Below are 18798 nucleotides of genomic sequence, written 5' to 3'. Positions count from 1 at the left end.
AGAACACCATGCCCACCGACCCCGCGCACCGCACGCCCACGCCGGTCCCGCCGCCGTCGAAGCACCAGCTGGCGCTGATGATCTGGCTCGCCGTGCTGCCGACCCTGATCGTGCTCAACGTCGCGCTGAGCAGCCTGCTCACCGGCACCCCGGTCGTGCTGCGCACCGTCATCGTCGCCACGATCGCGGTCCCGATCGTCATGTACGGCCTCATGCCGCGCCTGCACCGGCTCCGCGCCCGGCTGCTCGCCCGCCAACCCGCCCACTGATCTGGGCCGCCGCGCCGAAATCACCACGCCTTCTCACATCGTGTGGTGATCCGCGCCCACCGCGACCGCTCCTAGCTTCAGCGACGCCCGCGGCAGTCGCCGCGACACCGACCCGAGGAGACCGCCATGACCGTCGCCCGGACCGCCCTCGACCCAACGGGCAAGGCCGCCACCCCCGCGGACCTGCCGACCTGGCGGCTGAACCTGATGCGGATCGGCTACCTGGTGATGGGCGTCGGTCTCGCCCTGGTGAAGTGGCCGATCGTCATCGGCTACGACCGCGACTTCCCGCTGTACGAGGGTGTCGTCGCCGTCCTGCTCACCGCCATGTCGCTGCTGGCGTTCCTCGGACTGCGCTACCCGGTGCGGCTACTGCCGATCCTGCTGTTCGAGACCCTGTGGAAGGTGATCTGGCTGTCCGTCGTGGGGTTGCCCGCGGTGCTCGCCGGCGACGTCGACCCGGCCATGAGCGAGATCATCGTCAGCTTCGCGCCGGAGGTCATCATCGTGGCCGTCACGCCCTGGCGGTACGTCTGGCAGCGGTACGTCACGGCGAAGGGCGACCCGTGGCGCAGAACAGCCGCCTGATCCCACAGGACGTGCCGCCCGTCCGGGCGGCACGTCGGCCGAGGTTCGCTGCAGGTCACCCTGGCGGCCCGAGGCCGGCTCACTCCCGCGACGCAGGATCTGGCGTACCCGCCCAGCGGTGACATCAGGCCGTCGCGAGCGGCGCGCTCGACCCGTCGGTCGACCAGGAACTGCTGATCGACATGCTGATCGGCCGGCTGTGGACCCGGCTGCTGATCACGCGGGACCCGGTCGCCCGCGAGTAAGTCGACGCCAAACGTGCAGGCGGTGCCCGCCGCGTTCGCCGTTCCAACGCCGCGGCACTGACGGCCCGGGCCTCGTTCCGCGCTGCTGTGCGGCGGGAGTGCTGCTCAGTGGTGCGCGTGCCCTTCGTGCTCCTCCCTGCGCGTACCGGTCGGCCGGGGCTCAGTAGTGCCGTGCGCGTCACCGCGCCCGTGACCGTGCCCATCACGGTGGCGGGCGGCGTGGTGGGCGTGCACGACGGCGTGGGCCTGTGCCGCGGCCACCCCGCTGGGCCGGGTGCGCCGCGTCCGCTCGGCCGGCGTCGGCGCGGTGCGCAGCCCGGCGGTGTTCATCCGCCCGGAGGAGTGGGACCCCGCTCATGCCACGGCCGGCAGCCCGTCGGCGCTCTCGACCAGCTCAGCGAGGCGGGCGGCGAACCGCGCGGCCGGGCCGCCGTCGACGACGTCGTGATCGAAGCTGAGGGTGACGTGCAGAAACTGCCGGTCCTGCAGCTGGCCGTCGATGAGCCGCGGCTGGGTGGAGATGCCGCCGACAACGACCATCAGCGTCGGCGGGGCGGCGACGATGCCCCAGCCGCCGTCGGTGCCGAACATGCCGACCGCGGACAGACCGACCGTGCCGCCGAACCGCTTGATCCAACGCGGGTTCCGCATCACCGCCCGCCAGCCCAGGGAGCGGAGCGGGCGGGGTAGGCCGACAACGGCGAGGGTGCCGCGGTACCGGCGCCCGTCGCCGGGCTGCTCCTGCTGGGCGGCGCGGATCTCGGCGCTGATCTGCTGCACCGTCTTCCGGTTCGCGGCCCGCACGATGATCGACTTGACCACCTTCTGTCCGGAGAGGTCGGCCTCGACCTGGGTGTTGACGTCGACGTCGGCGAAGAGGAACAGCCGATCGCGCCGCCGGTAGGCGTGCACGAGCCGGTCGGCGTCAACGGCACCCGCGACACAGTGCAGCACCCATGCGGTGAACGACAGCGGGGCCGGACCCGGTCCGTCGCGGTGCAGTCGCCGCCGGGCCTCTGTCACGTCGAGCAGCACCAGGCCGTGGATGAGGTGCTTGCGCTGCCCGGCGGTCAGCACGTCGATGTAGGCGCGGCGGATCTTCAGGAAGGGCCGGGTCTCGTGGCGTTCGTCGGGGCGCATGCTGGGCTCTCCTCGCGGGTGGTCGGGAACGTGCAGCCTGCGCGCAGTCCTATGCTGCGGCCGCATGGGACCGCCAGCCGTGCTGGGCGCCGCCGCGGCGGGCGCGCGGCACGCGCCGACCGAACCGGCCCGCCGGGCGCGGCCCCGGCTACCGGCCGCAGGCGCCGCCCGGCAGGGCGCGTGACCGCCGACCTGGCGAAGGCGCCTAGCGCGGCGCGGCCGGTGCGTGCCGAGTGGGCCCGCCTGGCCACCGCGGGCGCGCCGCCGGGGCGGTTCGCCGCCGACCTCGTCACCGGTCTGCCGGCGGCGGCGCGCCGCTGGCTGACCCACGCGGTCGCGGCCGGCACACCGCTGTGGTCGTCGGTCCAGCTGACGATGCGCGGGCACATCAAGCTCGGGGCGTGGCGGCCGTTCACCGCCCGCCAGCTGCTTGCCCCGCCGCACGGCTTCATCTGGGCGGCGACCACCCGGTTCGCCGGGCTGCCGGTCACCGGCTTCGACCGGTACAGCTCCGGCACCGGGCAGATGCGCTGGCGGCTGCTCAGGCTGATCCCGGTGATGACCGGCGCCGGGCCGGACGTCACCCGCAGCGCCGCCGGCCGGCTCGCCGGCGAGGGCATCTGCTGGCTGCCGACCGCCTTCGGCGGTGCCGCCTGGTCGGCCGGCCCCGAGCCGGACACCGCGGTGGCCACCTGGCGGATCGGCGATCACGAGGAGTCCGTGCAGCTGCGCGTCGGCCCGGACGGGCGGCTGCGAGAGGCGCTGGTTCAGCGCTGGGGCAACCCGGACCGGCAGCCGTTCAGCCGGTACCCGTTCGGCGTCGCCGTCGAGGCCGAACGCACCTTCGGCGGCGTGACCCTTCCGTCGGTCCTGCGCGCCGGCTGGTGGTGGGGCACCGACCGGCAGGAGGCCGGTGAGTTCTTCCGCGCCGAGATCACCGACGCCGTGTTCCAGTGAGCGGCCGCCCACCGGCCGCAGGAGAGGACCCGATGCAGCCACCCACCCTGTCGTTCGCCTGCGAGCTGGACGCCCCGCGGCTCACCGCTCTGTTCGACGACGCGTCGGTGCTCGCCGATCTGCAGGCACTGCAGGCCCGCGTCGTGCTGATGCTGTCCGACTACTCCGCCGAGCGGGCCCGCGTCGTCCAACTGCTGAACGGAGCCGGGCTCCCCGTCGTCGGCGTGCCGCTGCTCCCGGCCGATCAGGGCTACTACTTCACGCCGGACAACGTGCCGCAGGCCCGGGCCAGCTACGCGCGGTTCACCGAGTGGACAAAGGAGCACGGCCTGCGCTGGGACGCCGTCGGCCTGGACATCGAACCCGACGTCGCCGTCTACTGGCAGGCCAGCCGCAACCCCTGGGGGCTGCTGCGGGTACTCGGTCCGCGGCTGGCCGACACCGCACGGCCGGCCCGCGCGCGGGCCGACTACGCCGCCCTGGTCGAGCGCATCCACGCCGACGGCTGGCCGGTGGAGAACTACCAATTCCCGCTGATCGCCGACGAACGCCGGGCCGGCTCCACCCTGCTGCAGCGCGTCCTCGGCCTGGTCGACGTGCGCACCGACCGCGAGGTGTACATGCAGTACACCTCGTTCATGCGCGGCGTCGGACCCGGGCTGTTGTGGAGCTACGGGCCCGAGGCGACCGCCATCGCGGTCGGCACCACGGGCGGCGGCCCGGACGTTCCCGGGCATCCGCAGATGCCCACCCAGACCTGGGAGGAGTTCACCCGCGATCTGCGCCTGGCCCGGCACTTCACCGACCAGATCTACGTGCACAGCCTCGAGGGCTGCGTCTGGCAGGGCTTCCTCGGGCACCTGCGGACCTTCGACTGGACACCCGCGGGGGCGCCGCCCTCCTCCGCGCGACAGGCCGACCTGCTGCGCCGCGCTCTGCGCGCCACCCTCTGGGCCAGCGCCCACCCCTGGCTCGTCACCGCTGCCGGAGCGGCACTGCTCCGCCGCCGACGAGTCCGGTAGCGCGACCGCTTCCGCCTGCACCGGCCGGCCCCGCTCAGATCGTGGTGTCGAAGCCGACCCCGGCCGTTCCGCGAGTGCGGAGCGACCGGAGCGGGGAACGGTGCGCGCTCAGGCCGGTGACAGGTCGGGGTTCCGGTCTGCGGCGAACCGGGGGAGGGCCGCGACGGCTGCGGGCTTGAAGCCCTTGACGGTCAGGTAGACGCCGAGCGAGAACTCCCACACGGCGATCGGCAGCGCGGCGAGCGCGATCGGGCCCGTCCGGTCGAAGACGCCGAAGAAGATCGCGATGTCGGCGGCCAGCAGCAGAGGGGCGCCGATGAGCCCGATGGTGGGCAGGATGCGGGGCACGAGGCCGGACCGGTACAGCACGTAGCCGAGGCACAGCGCGTTGAAGACCGGCGCGAGGCTCTGGCTGAGCAGGAAGGTCCAGTCGTAGGTCGCGGCCAGGGTGTGGCCGGTGGTGCCCAGCGATGCCGGGTCCGCGCCGGTGGTGCCGGCGACGTCGGTGCGCAGGGTGACCAATGTGAGAACGCTGACGACGCCGACGATGATCAGGGCGCCCTCGACCACGCGGGAGGTGACGAAGCCGAGGGCGGCCGTCTCGCTCACCCGCTTCGCGACCGGGAACAGCACGACGGCCGTGCCGATGCCGGCGAGGGCGACGATGACCTCGGAGAAGGCCCCCCACAGCACGCCGGCGTCGCTGCCGGCGCCCGAGACGAAGGCGGCGCCGTCCCGCACCGGCTGGAACACGATCAGGGTGGGGATCGACACGAAAGTGATCAGGTAGAGGACGCCGGCGGCCAGGGAGGTCCGACGCATCGGGTCGGGCGACGGTCGGGTCGCCGCGGGGGTGAGCGCGGTGGTGGTCATGGCTTGTCCTTCCGGGACGGATGGGATGAGTTGCTGGAGGTGTGCGGCTGGTCCGGGTCGAGCTGGGTGACCCCGAGCAGCGGCAGCCCCAGGTCGCGGACGCGCTGCAGCAGCCCGTGCAGCGTGGCCTGGTCGATCACCGGGCCCTGGATGACCGTGGTGCCGTCGCTCTGCTGGATGAGGGCCATTCCGTCGAACCAGGCGGCCCACCGGGGCTCGAGGTGGCCCCCGAGGCGGATCTCGTAGCGGCTCGAGTCGGACGAGCGGCCGGCGGTCTGCTTCGTCATCGAGTCCCCCTGTCCGGTGCGACTGGGGTGGTGGCCGACGACCAGGTGAGCGGCCCGGGGTCGGGCTGCGCACGGCGGGTGGCGGGCGAGCGACGGGCTGCGCCGGCTGTCCTGCCCGCTCCGGATCTATGGACCGGGTCGGCGCGTGTTCACCGCGCCGGCGCGGCCGGGGCCGGCGGTACGGTCGCCGGCTCGCCGGCGGGGGCCGGCGGCGGGGGACCGGTGGGCACCGAGCCGGGGTCGGTGCCGCCCTGGTCGAGCCGGAACGGCGGATAGCGGTCGGTCATCAGCGCGGTGTAGGCGGCCACCCGCAGCACCCAGCGGTCCACGCCCAAGATGAAGTCGTACAGCGGCTTGGGGTAGTGACCGGTGAACAGCAGCACGATCGCCGCGATGCACACCAGCAGGGACAGCAGGCTGACGCTGGCCTCCCAGCTGCTGTCGGCGTCACCGGTCCGGGTGGCCAGCCAGATCCCGCCACCGACGAAGATCGACACGATCATGTAGTGCGGAATGGCCAGCAGCCACCACTTGACCAAGACCAGCCCGCGGGAGAGCCGCTCGGGATAGGCGACGTCGAGGTGCGCGGGGTAGTCCGGCACGTCGGCAAGCGTGAACGGCGGATAGCGGTCGGTGCCCAGCGCCCAGTAGCCGTAGTAGTGCACCCGCCAGCTCCACCGCAGCACGCCGACGTTGAAGTCGAACAGTCCCCGCGGATAGCGCGCGGTGAACAGGATCGCGAAGAACGCGATCACGCCGACCACGTAGAAGGCCAGCCACAGGAGCACCAGCACCACGAAGTGCGGAACGAGCAGCAGCCATTTCACCAGCCACAGTCCTCGCGACGGCGCGTCCTCCGACGCGTCCACGCGAACTGGGTACGGCGTTCGGGTCTCCGTCACATCTCCTCCTCACAGGGCAGGTCCGTCCCGGTGGCGGCGGTTGCGTCGCCGCCGGGCACCCCGGTCGTCATGGCCGGCGGTCCGCCCTGGGCCGGTGCGAAGGAACGTAGGGAGGGGGATGGTGAGAGCGGATCACCATGTCTGGTGATCCGGATGGTGATCCGAGCTGGGAGCGTGCGGCGGTGAGCGGCCGGTGCCGGCCCCGCCGGCGAACCTCGACGGACGCCTGGGCTTACCGGTCGGAGACGGCCACGCGGCCGGGGTGGTCGCGATGCCGCGGCAGCAGGTCGAGGTCCTCACCCCGGCGGACGGCCGCGCGGCGGTTGGTCACGCCCAGCTTGGCGTAGATGTTCTTGGTGTGGGTCCGGACGGTGTTGACGGACACGAAGAGCTCGCGGGCGATGTCCGGGCCGTCGAGGTCGCTGCCCAGCAGCCGCAGCACGTCCAGCTCGCGAGCGCTCAGCGGGTCCACCAGGCCCGCCGGATCAGGCGCGCTGCCCTCGCCGGTCTCCAGGGCCGAAAGGAGCCGGCGGGCGTAGCCCGCGCCGGCGCCCTTCGCCGCGGCCCCTCGCAGCAGAACGGCCAGGTGGGGCCCCTCGTCGGTGACGATCCGGACGTAACCCTGGGATTCGGCCAGCGCCAGCGCGCGGCGCAGGGCCGCCAGCGCGGCAGGCAGGTCGCCGCGAGCCTGCTGGGCGAGCGCCTGGACCACCAGCACCTCGAGGACGCTGCCCGTCCTTCCGCCTGCCTCCGCCGCGTGCAGCAGTCGCTCCAGCAGCCGCGTGGCCCCGGACACCGGCCGTGCGTCGCCCTCGGCCGCGGAGCGTGCCGCGAGCGCCCGGGCCAGGGCGAGGTGCTCGAACTCGCGCAGGTAGTCCGGGCCGTCCTCGACCGACAACCCCTGCTCCTGCGCCCAGGCGAGCGCGTCGGCCCACCGGCCCTGCCGGGCGAGCACGCGCGCCCGCAGCGCCGCAACCGGCCGCACCTCGGGGAAGTAGTCACCGACGTAGCGGCGCTCCGCCTCCTCCAAGAGGCCGAGCGCCCCAGCGACGTCTCCCTCTGCCTCGCGGATGCGGGCCATCACCACCCGCCAGCGGTACGGGTTCTGCGGCAGGCCGACGTGCTCGCCGAGATCCCGACTCACCTGGAGGTGCCGCCGGGCCGCGTCGACGTCCCCGCGCTCGGTGTGGACGCCGGCGATGCCCACGTGCATGTCCGCTGCGCCGCGCAGCACCGGCCCGCTCTCGGGAGTCACCAGCCGCAGCGCCCGCTCGTAGGTCGTCATCGCTTCGCCGAGCCGGCCCTGTGCGAGGCGGATGTCGGCCAGCGCGATCGCGCAGCCGGTCACGTCCGACAGGTGCCCAGCCCTCTCCAGGCTGGTCGCGGCCTCGGCGTACCAGCGGTGCCCGGCATCCAGATCGCCGCTGCCCCAGTAGGCGAGGCCGAGGAGACCGGCCGCCCCGCCGCGCCCGAGATGGTCCTCGGCGCCCGCCAGCTCGAGCGCCCGCCGGGCATGCGTCACGGTGCCGGCCACGTCGCCGGACAGCAGGGCCTGCCCGGCGCGGTACAGCGCGATCGCGCTGGGCAGCCGGCGGAACCCCGCGTCGTCCGCAACCACCATCTCCGTCGCCGGCGCCCGGGCGTCCTGCCCGCTGTCCGGGGTCGGGGTCAGCCATCGTTCGGCGTCCTGTAGTCGCGCCTCGACGCCTTCGACCTGGCCGCTGACCATGAGCGCCGCGGCGTAGCCGACGCTCAACACGGGGCGGACCCGGATCACCTCGTCCGGCAGCGCCTCCAGCCAGCGGCGCATGGTGGCCTCCTGCCGGCCCTGCTGCAGCGCCGGCAGCGCCAGCTCGACCAAGTCCGCCGCACGGGCGGTGTCCCCGCCAACCAGTGCATGGTGGACCGCCTCCGCCCGTTCCCCGCTGCGCTCAAACCACTCGCCGGCCCGCCTGTGCAGTTCGGCGACGACGTGAGGCTGCTCGTCCTGCAGGCGCACCTGGAGGACGTCGGCGAACAGATGGTGATAGCGGTACCAGCGGCGACGGTCGTCGAGCGGCACCAGGAAGAGGTTGGCGCGGTCCAGCGCCTCCAGCATCGCCTTGCCGCCGTCCTGGCCGGTGACGGCGTCACAGAGCGGGCCGGTCAGCCGGCCCAGGATCGAGGTCTGCAGCAGGAAGGTCCGCACCAGCTCGGGTTGGCGCTGCAGGACCTCCTCGGCCAGGTAATCGACGACGTAGCGGTCGTCTCCGGCGAAGCCGGCGATGAAGCCGCTGACGTCCTCCCGGCCCTGCATCGACAGCGCCGCCAGTTGCAGCGCGGCGATCCAGCCCTCGGTCCGCTGCTCCAACACGGCGACGTCGCCGGCGGTCAGCGCCAGTCCCATCCCGACGTCGAGGTACGCCGCGGCCTCGTCCCTGGTGAAGCGCAGATCGGCGGCGCGCAGCTCGGCGAGTTCACCTCGCGCACGCAACCGCGCCAGCGGCAGCGCCGGGTCGGCGCGGCCGGCGATCACCAGATGGATCTGCGCGGGCAGGTGCTCCACCAGGAACGACATCCCGGCCTGCACCTCGGGTGCCTCGATGACGTGGTAGTCGTCGAGCACCAGCACGACGTCGATCGGGAGGGCGGAGAGGTCGTTGACCAGCGTCGCGAGGACCGCCTCGGTCGACGCCTGCGGCGACTGCAGAAGTGCCAGCGCGCCCGCGCCCACCTCCGGCGCCGCGGTTCGGAGTGCGGCGAGGAGGTAGGTCCAGAACACCGCCGGATCGTTGTCCCGCTGGTCGAGCGAGAGCCACGCCACCGACCGGCCCTCGGTCCGGTCGGAGGCCAGCCAGTCCGTCAGCACCGTGGTCTTTCCGAAGCCTGCCGGGCCGGAGACCAGCGTGACCGCCGACTCCGTTCCGCGGTTCAGGCGCTCGTGCAGCCGGGGACGGGCGACCAGACGGCGTCGCCGACGAGGCACATGGAGCTTCGTCTCGAGCAGTGGGCCCACCCTGACCACCTCCCGTGAGCGGCAGGCATCCAACTGCCGTCGGACCGGCGTGCACTGCCGGGGACTACGACGGTGGGCTCCCGGAGACGCATCGTGGCAGCACGGGCCTGTGCTGTCGATGGAGTCGGCGGCCTCGAGAGGCCGGCCCACGACGACGCTTTGTCGGGCTGCGGGTCAGCGGTTGGTCGGAGTGCTGGTAGGCGGGAGGAGGGCGGTCACCGCGTCGGCGACTGCGTCGGGATGCGCCATGTGGATGTTGTGCCGGCGGTCGTCGAGAACGTGGTGGATCCCGCACCTGGAGCGGGAGGCCAGCTCGCGGTGCATCGTCAGCCACTTCTCGCCCCACGTTCGGCTGGTGAGGACCACCAGTGGCAGGTCGCCGACCTGGGGTCGGACCAGGCCGGTGGTGCGCCGCCGCGCCTCACGGGCGCAGGACAGCACGGAGCGGAGTTCGGCTCCGGCCGCGCCCCGGAGGCCGAAGCTGCGGTTGACCGCGGCGATCCACTCCCGGAGCTCCTCGTCGCGCAGCCGGGCCTCGAACGTGCGTTGCTCCGGGTAGAGCGGGAACCGCCGCAGGCGCAGGAGCGCCCGAACCACCCCGAGTGGCGTGAGGGCCTGCATCAGGTGGGCGAGCCCACCCGTGACGGCGAAGCCGATGCGCACCGCTCGGTCGTCGGCGATCTGCTCCGGGGTGGCGTCGACCTGCACGAGGCCGGCCAGCCGGTCGGGGTGCTGCTGCGCGTGCAGGCGTGTGATCAGACCCCCGAGGGAGTGCCCGACCAGCACGTACCGGCCCTCCGGGAGGCAGCTGTCGAGCACGGCCTGCAGCTCGTTGAGATAGCCCTGCACGGTCGGAGCCGGGCCGGGGCTGCTGCCGCCCAGGCCGGCCCGGTCGTAGCTGATCACCAGTGTGTGCTGGGCCATCCGGTCGGCGACCGGTGCCCAGGACGCCTGGCAGTCACCGGCGCCGGGGACGATGACCACGGCAGGTGTGGCCGGTGTGGACCGGGTGCCGCGGACGGTCACCGCCACCACGTGACCACCTGCGGCGATGTGGCGGAGGGCGACGTGGGCTTTGCCTAGATCGGAGGGTCCGGCCGGCCCTGCTCCTTTCAGCACCGCCGACGCAGCCCTCATCGGTCGTGCTCCGGCTCTGCCGTGCCGTGGGTGACCTCCACCGTGTAGAGGCCGGGGGAGGGGAAGAACTCGGCCATCTGCGCGGCGGTGGAGGCGAACTCGGGAGTGTTGAGGGCGGACTGCCAGGTCTCCACCGAGTCGAGTTCGGCCACGTTGACGTAGCGGAACCGGGCTTGCGGTCCGAGCGCCCGGTGCAGGCGCGTCGTGCGGTAGCCGCCCCTGCTGCGGAGCAGGCCGTCGGCCTGGTGCCACAGTTGCAGGAAGCGCTCGTCCTGCCCGGGTGCTACCTCGAAGCAGTTGATCAGGGTCGCGGTGCTCATGACTCCTCCTCGGATGCGGCGTCCGGTCAGGCGGTGCCAGCCGGCTGGGGCTGGGCGTGCGAGCGGGCGGAGCGCGAGACGAGGTAGCCGGTCGCGGCCGCCCAGGCGAGCAGGAGCAGCAGGGAGACGGCGAGCACCGGCATCAGGGCTCCGACGCCGAAGAGCGATGCGCTGCCCACCAGCAGCAGGGGAACGAGGACGGCTGCAGTGACCTGCAGCCAGCGGGGTGCGGCGCCGGCTCGTGCGGCCGCGGTGGTCGCCACCGCGACGAAGGCCGCGAGCAGGGCGATCTTGAGCACGTCGACGTAGTCGACGCCGACCAGAAGCGTGCGGCTGGTCATGTCGGCGTGCTCGCCGACGACGGCGGCTACGGCGAGGGCGAACTGCAGGAGGGATAGCGCCGCGGCGGTGAGGCCGATCCCGACCACGGCCCGGCGCAGCCCGCCGTAGACGCCACTGACCCGGGCGATCCCGACCGTGAGTAGGGCGAGCGCGACGCCGGCGGTCCCGTGCACGAGCAGCGCGGAGGAGATCACGGCCGGTCCGTGGTCGGCGTAGAAGCGGGTGATCTCCGTGGGTGGCGCCTCGCGCTCGGGTGCGGCCGGCGCCAGCAGCAGGCCGGCAATCCAGGACAGCACGTACGCGACAGCGGCGACCGCGGGCGCGTTGGGCGAACGCACGGCGGCGGGGGTGGGGATGGCGGTCTGCACGGCGGATCTCCTCGGGTGGTGGGGTGTCACTGATTCCAGATGGCGAGCAGCACGGCGTTGCCAACGGCGAGCGCGGCGACCGCAGCGGTAGTGGGCAGGCGGGCGCCGAGCAGCCGGAGTGCGGTGAGGCCGACGGCGAGCGCCGCCAGCTGGGCGGCGATCTGTACCGGCCCCGAAACGGAGGGGCCGTGTACGAGCAGCACCCAGCCGACGGCCACGGCGCCCGGCAGCAGCACGACGGCGGCCAGGCGGGCGGCCCGCGACCGGGTGCCTCGCCACGCGGCGACGGCGACGACGGCCAGCAGCGCCAGCTCCAGTCCGAAGCGGACGGCGAGGTTGAGGCCCTGCGCTGCGACGAGCATGCGGAAACGGTGCCGCCGCGGAGCCGCCGGATCGTCGGCGCGCGGGTTGATCTCCGGCGTCCACCCGTGGGTGGAGACTGTCGTCCGTGCACGGGCAGCGGCGGTGGGTCCTCCCGGTCGGGCTCGCCGTCGTCGCGCTGGTGGTGGTCGCCAACGCCGGCAGCAGCGTCGGGCTCGGGACCTCCGGCGACGCCCTGCTCGTCACGCTGTCCGTGGCGGTCTACGCCGCGGCGGCGCTGGTCTTCCTGCTGTGGTTCGACGCACCGATCCGGATCACCGTGGTGCTGCTGCTGGTGATGGCCGTGGCCTCGGCCGCCGCCCGGCACGGCGACCCGACCGGCACCGGCGGCATCGGGCTGTACCTCGGCGTGGCCTACGCGCCGCTGCGGCTGCCGCGCCGCACGGCCGTGGCGGTCGCCGCCGTCAGCGTGCTGCTCTTCGACGTGGTTCTGGCGCTCGAGGCGCCGAACGCCGGGGTCTTCATCACCGTGGTGACCGGCGGCGCGGCGCTGTTCTTCCTGTTCGGCCTGCTGCTGCAGAGCGAGCAGGAGCAGCGGGCGCGGGCCGATCAGCTGGTCGTGCAGCTGGAACGCAGCCGGGAGGCGGAGAAGGCCTCCGCGGCGCTCGCCGAGCGCACCCGGATCTCGCGGGAGATGCACGACGTCCTCGCGCACACGCTTTCGGCGCTGGTCCTGCAGCTGGAAGCCCTCGCCGTCCGGGCCGAGCGCGCCGCCGACCCCCTGGCCGGCGGCCTGGCCCGCGCGCACGAACTGGCGCGCGGCGGGCTGGTTGAGGCCCGGCAGGCGGTCTCCACGCTGCGCGGGGACGTCGTGCCCGGACCCGACGCGCTGCCGGAGCTGCTGGCGCAGCACGAGGCGGCCACCGGCACACCGTGTTCCCTCGACGTCCGCGGCGAACCGGTGCCGCTGGCCCCCGAGGCGTCGCTGGCCGTCTACCGCACCGTGCAGGAGGCGCTGACCAACGCCCGCAAGCACGCGGCCGGCGCTCCGGTGCACGTCCGGCTGGACTGGCGGCCCGACGGTGCGGTGGTCGAGGTCCACGACCGCGGCGGCCAGGAGCGGGCCGCGCTGCACGGCACCGGCGGCGGGCACGGCCTGTCCGGTCTGGCCGAGCGCGCGGCCCTGCTCGGCGGGTGGCTGCATGCCGGGCCGGCCGAAGACGGGTTCCGGGTCCGTCTCGAGGTCCCGGCGTGATCCGGGTCCTGGTCGTCGACGACCAGCGCCTGGTGCGCGAGGGGCTGACCGCGCTGCTCGAACTGGTCGACGACCTCAAGCTCGTCGGCGTCGCCGAGGACGGCGCGCAGGCGATCGACCTGGTCGCCGAACAGCGGCCGAACGTCGTCCTGATGGACCTGCGGATGCCGGTGATGGACGGCGTCGAGGCCACCCGCCGGATCCGCCGGGACCACCCCGACGTGGAGGTCGTCGTGCTGACCACCCACGCGGACGACGACTCGGTGCTCGCCGCCCTGCGCGCCGGCGCCCGCGGCTACCTGACGAAGGACGCCGGCATGGCCGAGATCGCCCGCGCCGTCGCCGCCGCGGACGCCGGCCAGGCGCTGCTCGATCCCCAGGTGCAGGCCCAGGTACTGCACGGCCGCACCGCCGGAGGCGGTCCGGCGCCGCTCACCGACCGGGAGACCGAGGTGCTCGCGCTCATCGCCGACGGGTTGTCCAACGTCGAGATCGCCACCCGGCTGGTCGTCTCCGAGGCGACGGTCAAGACGCACATCAACCGGATCTTCGCCAAGATCGCCGCGCGCGACCGCGCCCAGGCGGTCCGATGGGCGTACCAGCACGGGCTCGCCAAGCCGTAGCCGCTGGGCCCGGAGTCCCGCCGCCACGCGGACGCGGTGGGCCGGCGCGGCGGTCGGACGGACCGCGGCGTCGGCGAGATCACGCTGTCCGACACCGGTGTCATGATCATCGTCGAATCCAGGCGTTCCACGACGGCGGGTTGGGAAAACGGACCACCACGGGGGTGTGCAGATGCGTAGGCATGAGGCCATGACCTGCGGAAAGAGGCGAAGTCGAAGAGCGAGAGCGGTGGTTCGGCCGGTCCCCCCGCTACACAGTCCGAGGACCCGGCTCACCCGCAGGGGGCCGGGTCTTCGGCGTTGGAGACCACCGTCCCGGGCCCTCGCGGGGAAGCAATGAGGTCGTGGGATGTGTCGTCTGTCGCGTCTGCGCGTCACAGCCGGCGAGGCGGTCAGGCCGGCTTGCGACCCACGGTGATGGCCGGGCTGCCGAGGGCTGTGGGCGTGGTGGTGACCGCGTCCAGTCCCGCGTCGACCAGCGCCTGCTGCGCCCGGGCGTCGTCGAGGGCGGTGTCGCCGTAGGCGACGGTCTTGAACCGGTTGAGCGCGTCGTCGACCGGGTTGCCGACGTACTTGCCGTGGCCGGGCATCAGCCAGCCGCCTGGCCGGAGCTCGAGTGACTGCCCAGAGGCCCGGCCGCAGCGCGGGTCCGGGGACGAACGGCGCCGGCACCCAGCCCAGGTCGTAGGTGTCCTGCACATCGAGCGTCGCGACGTCCTGCTGGCGGAGCACCACCCGGTCGGCCGCGGGGCTGGCCGCGCGGACCTGCTCGGCCAGGGCGAGCACGCTGGGCAGGACGTCGATGCCGACCACGGTCACCTGCGGGCTGCCGTCAGCAGTGTGATCAGGTGGTCGGCGCCGAGCACCTGGAGGCAGCGCTCCACCGTGTCCTCGCCCAGGGCCTCGGATGTCCTCTCGGGACCGGCTGTCCCGTGGTCTCCGAGAAGGCGGTGACTCGGCGTCCGGTTGGGCTGCTCGACCGAGCCGCCGTCTGCGCCGGATGGTCCGTTCCGACCACCCCGCCGACGTCGTGGGTTGGTTGCTTCGGTCGATGTGGCGCCGCCCCGGCATTCCTAGCGTCGGTGGACGTCAGGCACACCACTCCGGGATCCGAGGAGGTCGGAATGTCCGTCGTCATGCTCATCGACAACTCGTACGGCTCGCAGGAGATCTACGAGCGGGCCTCGTCCGGCATGACCCTGCCGCTCGGCGGCAGCGTCCACGTGGCCGGGCCCGGCCTGCAGGGCGGCTGGCGCGTGATCGAGGTGTGGGAGAGCGAGGATGAGGCGCGCCGGTTCGTGCGCGAGGAGCTCGCGCCGGCGCTGCGCGCGGCCGGCGCCCAGGGCCCGCCGCCGTCCCCGGAGTTCTGGCCGCTCCACCGCATCGTGACGGGGGTGCGGGCATGACCGCGATCACGTCCCCTGGACGTGCGGCCGGCACGACCGGACCGTCGTCCTCAGTGCGCTCGGCGGGGTCCGGCCCAGGGGCGTGGAGCCGTGCGCGGCGCACCCTGGCCGCGGCGACCGTCGCCGTCGGGCCGGTTGTGCTGCTCGGTGCCCTCGTGTACCACCCGTTCGTCGCCGACCTCCGGCACAAGCACGACGTCGCGGCGGCGCTGACCGTGGACACGACCAGGTGGTCCCTCGCCCACCTCGGGGTGGCCGTCGCCTCGGCACTGGTCGCACTCGCGTTCCTCGCGGTCGGTGCGGCCGTGCGGCGTCGTGGCGAGTGGCGGTGGAGTGGTCGTTCGGTGCCGTTCGTCGTCGTCGGCAGCACCCTGTTCGCGCTGCTGCCCGCTATGGAGATCGCGGTGCTGGCGGCCTCCCTGGCCGGGGCCGATGCCGAGGCTGTGCTGCTCGAGCTGGACGCCTGGTTCCGGCCGCTGCTGGTCGGCTCGGCCGCGGTCTTCGCGGTCGGCCTGGCCTGCGTCGCCTGTGCCGTCGTGCGCGCCGGGGTCCTCGGCCGATCGGCGACCGCGCTGGTCGTCGGAGCGCTGACCGTGGCGGGTGTGTCCCGATTCCTCCCGTTCGGGGCAGCGCTGATCGTGGGCGCTGCCGCCCTCGTCGTCAGCCTGTGGCCCCTCGTCGGCACGGTGGCGGGGCGACCGCCGGCAGCCGGCTGACGGCAGTCCGGGTCGGCCCGTCTCCGAGGGCTCCTGACGATCTGCCGGAGACGGGGCCGCAAGCCTAGACCGTTCGGACGTGGTGCGGTTCCCTGGGTGGGGGTGCAGCGGCATGACGCTCGCGGAGGAAGTCGCGGCGGGGCGGGACGCCATGCGCGCACGGGAGTGGACTCGGGCCTACGACGCATTCCGCACCGCTGACCGGGACGGCGACCTGGAGGCGGACGACCTGGAACGCCTCGCGTTGGCGGCCTATCTCAGCGGGCGGGACGACGCCTACGAGCAGGCGATGGAGCGCTGCGTGCGGCTGCTCCTCGACGCGGACGACCCCCGCCGGGCCGCACGCGACGCGTTCTGGCTGGCCCTCGCCCTGTTCCTCCGGAACGAGCCCGCCCGGGGCGGGGGCTGGCTGTCCCGCGCACACCGCGCCCTCACCGACGCCGGGAACCCGTCGTGCGCGGAGCAGGGCCTCCTGCTGATTCCGACGGCTCTGCAGCACCTCTCGTCCGGGGACGGCGAAGCCGCCTCGGAGGTGTTCGAGCAGGTGGTCGCGATCGGCACCCGCTTCCGCGACACCGACGTCACGGCTCTCGGGGTCTGCGGCAGCGGGCAGGCGATGATCGCGCGGGGCCGGCGCGAGACCGGGCTGGCCTTCCTGGACGAGGCGATGGTCGCCGTCACGGCGGACCACGTCTCACCAGTCACCGTCGGCATCGTCTACTGCGCGGTGATCCGGACCTGCCACCAGGCGTTCGACCTGCAGCGGGCGCGGGAGTGGACGGGCGTGCTCACCCGGTGGTGCGCCGCCCAGCCGGACCTCGTGCCCTACCGCGGGCAGTGCCTGGTACACCGCGCGCAGGTGCTCACGATGGAGGGCCGCTGGCCGGAGGCGATGGCGGAGATCACCCGGGCGCGGGCGCGGCTGGCCGATCCCGCCGGTCAGCCCGCCGTCGGGATGGCCTGGTACGAGACCGGCGAGCTGCATCGGCGGCAGGGGCGGCACGACGACGCCGAGGACTGCTATCGGCTGGCGAGCCGGCACGGTCATCCGCCGCAGCCCGGCCTGCTCCTGCTGCGCCTGGCCCAGGGGCGCAGCTCGGAGGCCCGCTCCGCGGTCGATGCCGCGCTGGCGACGGCGACCTCCACGGCCGACCGCTGGCCCCTGCTGGCCGCGGCGAGCGAGGTGCGCTGCGCGTGTGGCGACCCTGTCGCCGCCCGCGAGGCCGCGGACGAGCTGGACGCGGTGGCCCACGGGCAGTCGGGGGAGTGGTTGCGGGCGATCGCCGCGACCGCGGTCGGATCCGTCCTGCTGGCGGAGGGGGCAGCGCGGGAGGCGGGGCCTGTCCTCCGCCGCGCCTGGCGGGACTGGCGTGAGCTGCGCGTGCCGTACGAGGCGGCGCGGGTGCGCATCCTGCTCGGCGAGGTGTGTGCGGCGCTCGGCGACACCGACGGGGCGCTGCTCGAGTGGGACGCCGCCCGCTACACCTTCGAGGAGCTGGGCGCGGTCGACGATCTGGCGCGGGTGGCTGCCCTGCTGTCCCCGGAGACCCCTTCGCGTCCCAGCGGGCTGACCGAGCGGGAGCTGGAGGTCCTCCGGCTCGTGGCACAGGGGCGCACGAATCGAGAGATCGCCGACGCGCTCTTCCTCAGCGAGCACACCGTGCGGCGGCACCTGCAGAACGTGTTCGGCCGCCTCGGGGTCTCCTCCCGCGCGGCCGCGGTGGCCTTCGCCGTGCAGCACGACCTCGTCTGATCGCCGCGGGAGCGGGTTCTCGCCGGTGGCGATGGGCCCTGACTGTGGACCGTTCGGACCACGCGGGCGGCTCGCCGGATTGGTCCTCCTGGTCGATGCCGACGACACGGCCGGGTTCCTAGCGTCGACGGCATCCGAGACGGACGAGACCGAGGAGGCCGTCATGCGATCCACCAACCGAACGGGCCGGACCCGCCCGGGCACCGACGTGGGCATCCGTGCGGGCACCGTCCGGGACCTGCCGGTGGCCGAGCGACGGCTCGAGCCGGCTGGCATCCCGACCGTCGTCCTGGAGGGCGGCGAGGGCCCGACCGTCGTGCTGTTGCACGGCCCCGGGGAGTTCGCCGCCCTGTGGGGCCGCGTCGTCGCCCCGCTCACGGAGACCCACCGCGTGGTGGTGCCCGACCTGCCCGGCCACGGTGCCTCGGGGATTCCCGGTGACGGGCCGCTCGACGCCGAGCGCTGGCTGGACTGGCTGCGCGCCCTCGTCGCGCAGACCTGCCCCGGGCCGCCCGCGCTCGTCGGTCACCTCGCCGGCGGCGCCCTCGCGCTCCGCCACGCCATCAACGGCGGACCGACGGAGCGCATCGTGCTGATTGACTCGACCGGCCTGGCCGCCAGCCGACCCGCGCCGTCGTTCGCGGGCCCGCTGGCCGGGTTCCTCGCGCACCCGACCGAACGCAGCCGCGACCGCTTCCTCGGCCGTTGCATGTACGACTTCGACGGCATGCGACGGGACCTGGGGCCGCGCTGGGATCCTTTCGCCGACTACGCGCTCGACCGCGCGCGGCAGCCCGGCAGCCGGTCGGCGGTGTTCTCGCTGGTGAGCGCCTTCGGCATGCTGCCGATCCGCCGCCGCGACCTGGCCCGCCTCTCCATGCCGGTGTCCATGATCTGGGGGCGGCACGACCTGCAGAACCGGCTGCGGATCGCCGAGGCCGCGGCCGCCCGGTTCGGCTGGCCGCTGGAGGTCATCGAGGACACCCGTGACGACCCCTGCTGGGAACGTCCGGACGCCGCCGTCGCTGCGCTGCGGGCGGCGCTGGCCCGGCCCCTCCGCCGCCACGTGCCGGCCTGATCAGAGGACGCCCGTCCGCGTCGGCCGTGGTGCGGTGCGACGGGAGCGACGTCGTGGTCGCGGGGTGGGGCAGGATCGTCGCGTACCGACCCTCCGCATCGCCCAGGACGACGCCGCCGACGAGATGCTCGGCCGGCGACCCGCTCGCCCCGCTGACCGGGATGCTGCTCGGCCGGCGGTTCCCGAGGTAGCGCCTTGCAG

General features: G+C 73.9%; 20 protein-coding genes and 1 pseudogene. 11 read left to right on the top strand and 10 right to left on the bottom strand.

What is annotated here, in order from left to right; genetic code table 11:
- Positions 1–8: 8 nt before the first annotated feature.
- The 3 genes and pseudogenes from ACI78Z_RS07585 to ACI78Z_RS07575 all read left to right on the top strand — a co-directional run.
- A complete protein-coding gene (locus tag ACI78Z_RS07585) occupies positions 9–269 on the top strand; it encodes a hypothetical protein (protein WP_457035916.1) in 261 nt (86 codons plus the stop codon).
- A gap of 126 nt (positions 270–395) precedes the next feature.
- The gene (locus tag ACI78Z_RS07580; protein ID WP_457035915.1) at positions 396–857 is read left to right on the top strand and encodes a hypothetical protein; all 462 of its coding nucleotides are present in this window, start codon (positions 396–398) and stop codon (positions 855–857) included.
- Between the two features lie 137 nt (positions 858–994).
- A pseudogene (locus tag ACI78Z_RS07575) lies at positions 995–1102 on the top strand (hypothetical protein); the annotation flags it as partial.
- Between the two features lie 354 nt (positions 1103–1456).
- Here the strand turns inward: ACI78Z_RS07575 and ACI78Z_RS07570 are convergent.
- Positions 1457–2242, bottom strand: a complete 786-nt coding sequence (locus ACI78Z_RS07570; protein ID WP_457035914.1) for a 2-oxo acid dehydrogenase subunit E2 — start codon at positions 2240–2242, stop codon at positions 1457–1459.
- Between the two features lie 180 nt (positions 2243–2422).
- On the opposite strand from ACI78Z_RS07570, the gene ACI78Z_RS07565 reads away from it, so the two are divergent.
- Together ACI78Z_RS07565 and ACI78Z_RS07560 are read left to right on the top strand one after the other, a co-directional pair.
- Entirely contained in the window at positions 2423–3199 is a 777-nt protein-coding gene (locus ACI78Z_RS07565) for a DUF6544 family protein (protein ID WP_457035913.1), read from the top strand.
- 32 nt (positions 3200–3231) lie between these two features.
- Positions 3232–4221 carry a hypothetical protein gene (locus ACI78Z_RS07560; RefSeq protein WP_457035912.1) on the top strand — a complete coding sequence of 330 codons (990 nt, stop codon included), beginning with the start codon at positions 3232–3234 and terminating at the stop codon, positions 4219–4221.
- Between the two features lie 108 nt (positions 4222–4329).
- Here ACI78Z_RS07560 and ACI78Z_RS07555 read toward each other — a convergent pair whose 3' ends face one another.
- The 8 genes from ACI78Z_RS07555 to ACI78Z_RS07520 form a co-directional block, all read right to left on the bottom strand.
- Positions 4330–5094, bottom strand: coding sequence for a DUF4386 domain-containing protein (locus tag ACI78Z_RS07555; protein WP_457035911.1), 765 nt, complete (start codon positions 5092–5094; stop codon positions 4330–4332).
- Entirely contained in the window at positions 5091–5381 is a 291-nt protein-coding gene (locus tag ACI78Z_RS07550; protein WP_457035910.1) for a hypothetical protein, read from the bottom strand. Before ACI78Z_RS07550 ends, ACI78Z_RS07555 begins: the two co-directional genes overlap by 4 nt.
- 149 nt (positions 5382–5530) lie before the next feature.
- Positions 5531–6250: a DUF4389 domain-containing protein gene (locus ACI78Z_RS07545; RefSeq protein WP_457035909.1), complete on the bottom strand. Its 720-nt coding sequence runs from the start codon at positions 6248–6250 to the stop codon at positions 5531–5533.
- Between the two features lie 265 nt (positions 6251–6515).
- Entirely contained in the window at positions 6516–9278 is a 2763-nt protein-coding gene (locus tag ACI78Z_RS07540) for a LuxR C-terminal-related transcriptional regulator (protein WP_457035908.1), read from the bottom strand.
- 174 nt (positions 9279–9452) lie between these two features.
- A complete protein-coding gene (locus tag ACI78Z_RS07535) occupies positions 9453–10313 on the bottom strand; it encodes an alpha/beta fold hydrolase (protein WP_457035907.1) in 861 nt (286 codons plus the stop codon).
- 98 nt (positions 10314–10411) lie between these two features.
- Entirely contained in the window at positions 10412–10735 is a 324-nt protein-coding gene (locus ACI78Z_RS07530; protein ID WP_457035906.1) for an antibiotic biosynthesis monooxygenase family protein, read from the bottom strand.
- Between the two features lie 26 nt (positions 10736–10761).
- Entirely contained in the window at positions 10762–11445 is a 684-nt protein-coding gene (locus ACI78Z_RS07525; protein ID WP_457035905.1) for a hypothetical protein, read from the bottom strand.
- A gap of 26 nt (positions 11446–11471) precedes the next feature.
- Positions 11472–11807, bottom strand: a complete 336-nt coding sequence (locus ACI78Z_RS07520) for a DUF2568 domain-containing protein (RefSeq protein WP_457035904.1) — start codon at positions 11805–11807, stop codon at positions 11472–11474.
- A gap of 86 nt (positions 11808–11893) precedes the next feature.
- Between ACI78Z_RS07520 and ACI78Z_RS07515 the strand changes: the two genes are divergently transcribed.
- Complete coding sequence (locus ACI78Z_RS07515; RefSeq protein WP_457035903.1) at positions 11894–13021, top strand: sensor histidine kinase; 1128 nt, start codon at positions 11894–11896, stop codon at positions 13019–13021.
- Entirely contained in the window at positions 13018–13644 is a 627-nt protein-coding gene (locus ACI78Z_RS07510) for a response regulator transcription factor (protein WP_457035902.1), read from the top strand. The genes ACI78Z_RS07515 and ACI78Z_RS07510 overlap by 4 nt, the downstream gene beginning before the upstream one ends.
- 392 nt (positions 13645–14036) lie before the next feature.
- Here ACI78Z_RS07510 and ACI78Z_RS07505 read toward each other — a convergent pair whose 3' ends face one another.
- Positions 14037–14234: a hypothetical protein gene (locus ACI78Z_RS07505; protein WP_457035901.1), complete on the bottom strand. Its 198-nt coding sequence runs from the start codon at positions 14232–14234 to the stop codon at positions 14037–14039.
- A 534-nt stretch (positions 14235–14768) separates the two neighbouring features.
- Here ACI78Z_RS07505 and ACI78Z_RS07500 point away from each other — a divergent pair.
- From ACI78Z_RS07500 to ACI78Z_RS07485, 4 genes are all read left to right on the top strand, one after another.
- Positions 14769–15050: a hypothetical protein gene (locus ACI78Z_RS07500; protein WP_457035900.1), complete on the top strand. Its 282-nt coding sequence runs from the start codon at positions 14769–14771 to the stop codon at positions 15048–15050.
- Positions 15047–15766: a hypothetical protein gene (locus tag ACI78Z_RS07495; RefSeq protein ID WP_457035899.1), complete on the top strand. Its 720-nt coding sequence runs from the start codon at positions 15047–15049 to the stop codon at positions 15764–15766. Before ACI78Z_RS07500 ends, ACI78Z_RS07495 begins: the two co-directional genes overlap by 4 nt.
- Before the next feature lie 112 nt (positions 15767–15878).
- The gene (locus ACI78Z_RS07490; protein WP_457035898.1) at positions 15879–17519 is read left to right on the top strand and encodes a LuxR C-terminal-related transcriptional regulator; all 1641 of its coding nucleotides are present in this window, start codon (positions 15879–15881) and stop codon (positions 17517–17519) included.
- Between the two features lie 163 nt (positions 17520–17682).
- Positions 17683–18597 carry an alpha/beta fold hydrolase gene (locus tag ACI78Z_RS07485; protein WP_457035897.1) on the top strand — a complete coding sequence of 305 codons (915 nt, stop codon included), beginning with the start codon at positions 17683–17685 and terminating at the stop codon, positions 18595–18597.
- Positions 18598–18798: the final 201 nt, after the last annotated feature.

It is taken from the genome of Geodermatophilus sp. SYSU D01176 (assembly GCF_054050015.1).
This window is presented reverse-complemented; position numbering and strand designations above follow the sequence as displayed.

What these genes read in the sequence shown, in the direction of transcription:
- ACI78Z_RS07585 (WP_457035916.1), top strand. Translation starts at nt 9, where the DNA reads ATGCCCACCGACCCCGCGCACCGCACGCCCACGCCGGTCCCGCCGCCG.
- ACI78Z_RS07580 (WP_457035915.1), top strand. Translation starts at nt 396, where the DNA reads ATGACCGTCGCCCGGACCGCCCTCGACCCAACGGGCAAGGCCGCCACC.
- ACI78Z_RS07570 (WP_457035914.1), bottom strand. Translation starts at nt 2,242, where the DNA reads ATGCGCCCCGACGAACGCCACGAGACCCGGCCCTTCCTGAAGATCCGC.
- ACI78Z_RS07560 (WP_457035912.1), top strand. Translation starts at nt 3,232, where the DNA reads ATGCAGCCACCCACCCTGTCGTTCGCCTGCGAGCTGGACGCCCCGCGG.
- ACI78Z_RS07555 (WP_457035911.1), bottom strand. Translation starts at nt 5,094, where the DNA reads ATGACCACCACCGCGCTCACCCCCGCGGCGACCCGACCGTCGCCCGAC.
- ACI78Z_RS07550 (WP_457035910.1), bottom strand. Translation starts at nt 5,381, where the DNA reads ATGACGAAGCAGACCGCCGGCCGCTCGTCCGACTCGAGCCGCTACGAG.
- ACI78Z_RS07530 (WP_457035906.1), bottom strand. Translation starts at nt 10,735, where the DNA reads ATGAGCACCGCGACCCTGATCAACTGCTTCGAGGTAGCACCCGGGCAG.
- ACI78Z_RS07520 (WP_457035904.1), bottom strand. Translation starts at nt 11,807, where the DNA reads ATGCTCGTCGCAGCGCAGGGCCTCAACCTCGCCGTCCGCTTCGGACTG.
- ACI78Z_RS07505 (WP_457035901.1), bottom strand. Translation starts at nt 14,234, where the DNA reads ATGCCCGGCCACGGCAAGTACGTCGGCAACCCGGTCGACGACGCGCTC.
- ACI78Z_RS07500 (WP_457035900.1), top strand. Translation starts at nt 14,769, where the DNA reads ATGTCCGTCGTCATGCTCATCGACAACTCGTACGGCTCGCAGGAGATC.
- ACI78Z_RS07495 (WP_457035899.1), top strand. Translation starts at nt 15,047, where the DNA reads ATGACCGCGATCACGTCCCCTGGACGTGCGGCCGGCACGACCGGACCG.
- ACI78Z_RS07490 (WP_457035898.1), top strand. Translation starts at nt 15,879, where the DNA reads ATGACGCTCGCGGAGGAAGTCGCGGCGGGGCGGGACGCCATGCGCGCA.
- ACI78Z_RS07485 (WP_457035897.1), top strand. Translation starts at nt 17,683, where the DNA reads ATGCGATCCACCAACCGAACGGGCCGGACCCGCCCGGGCACCGACGTG.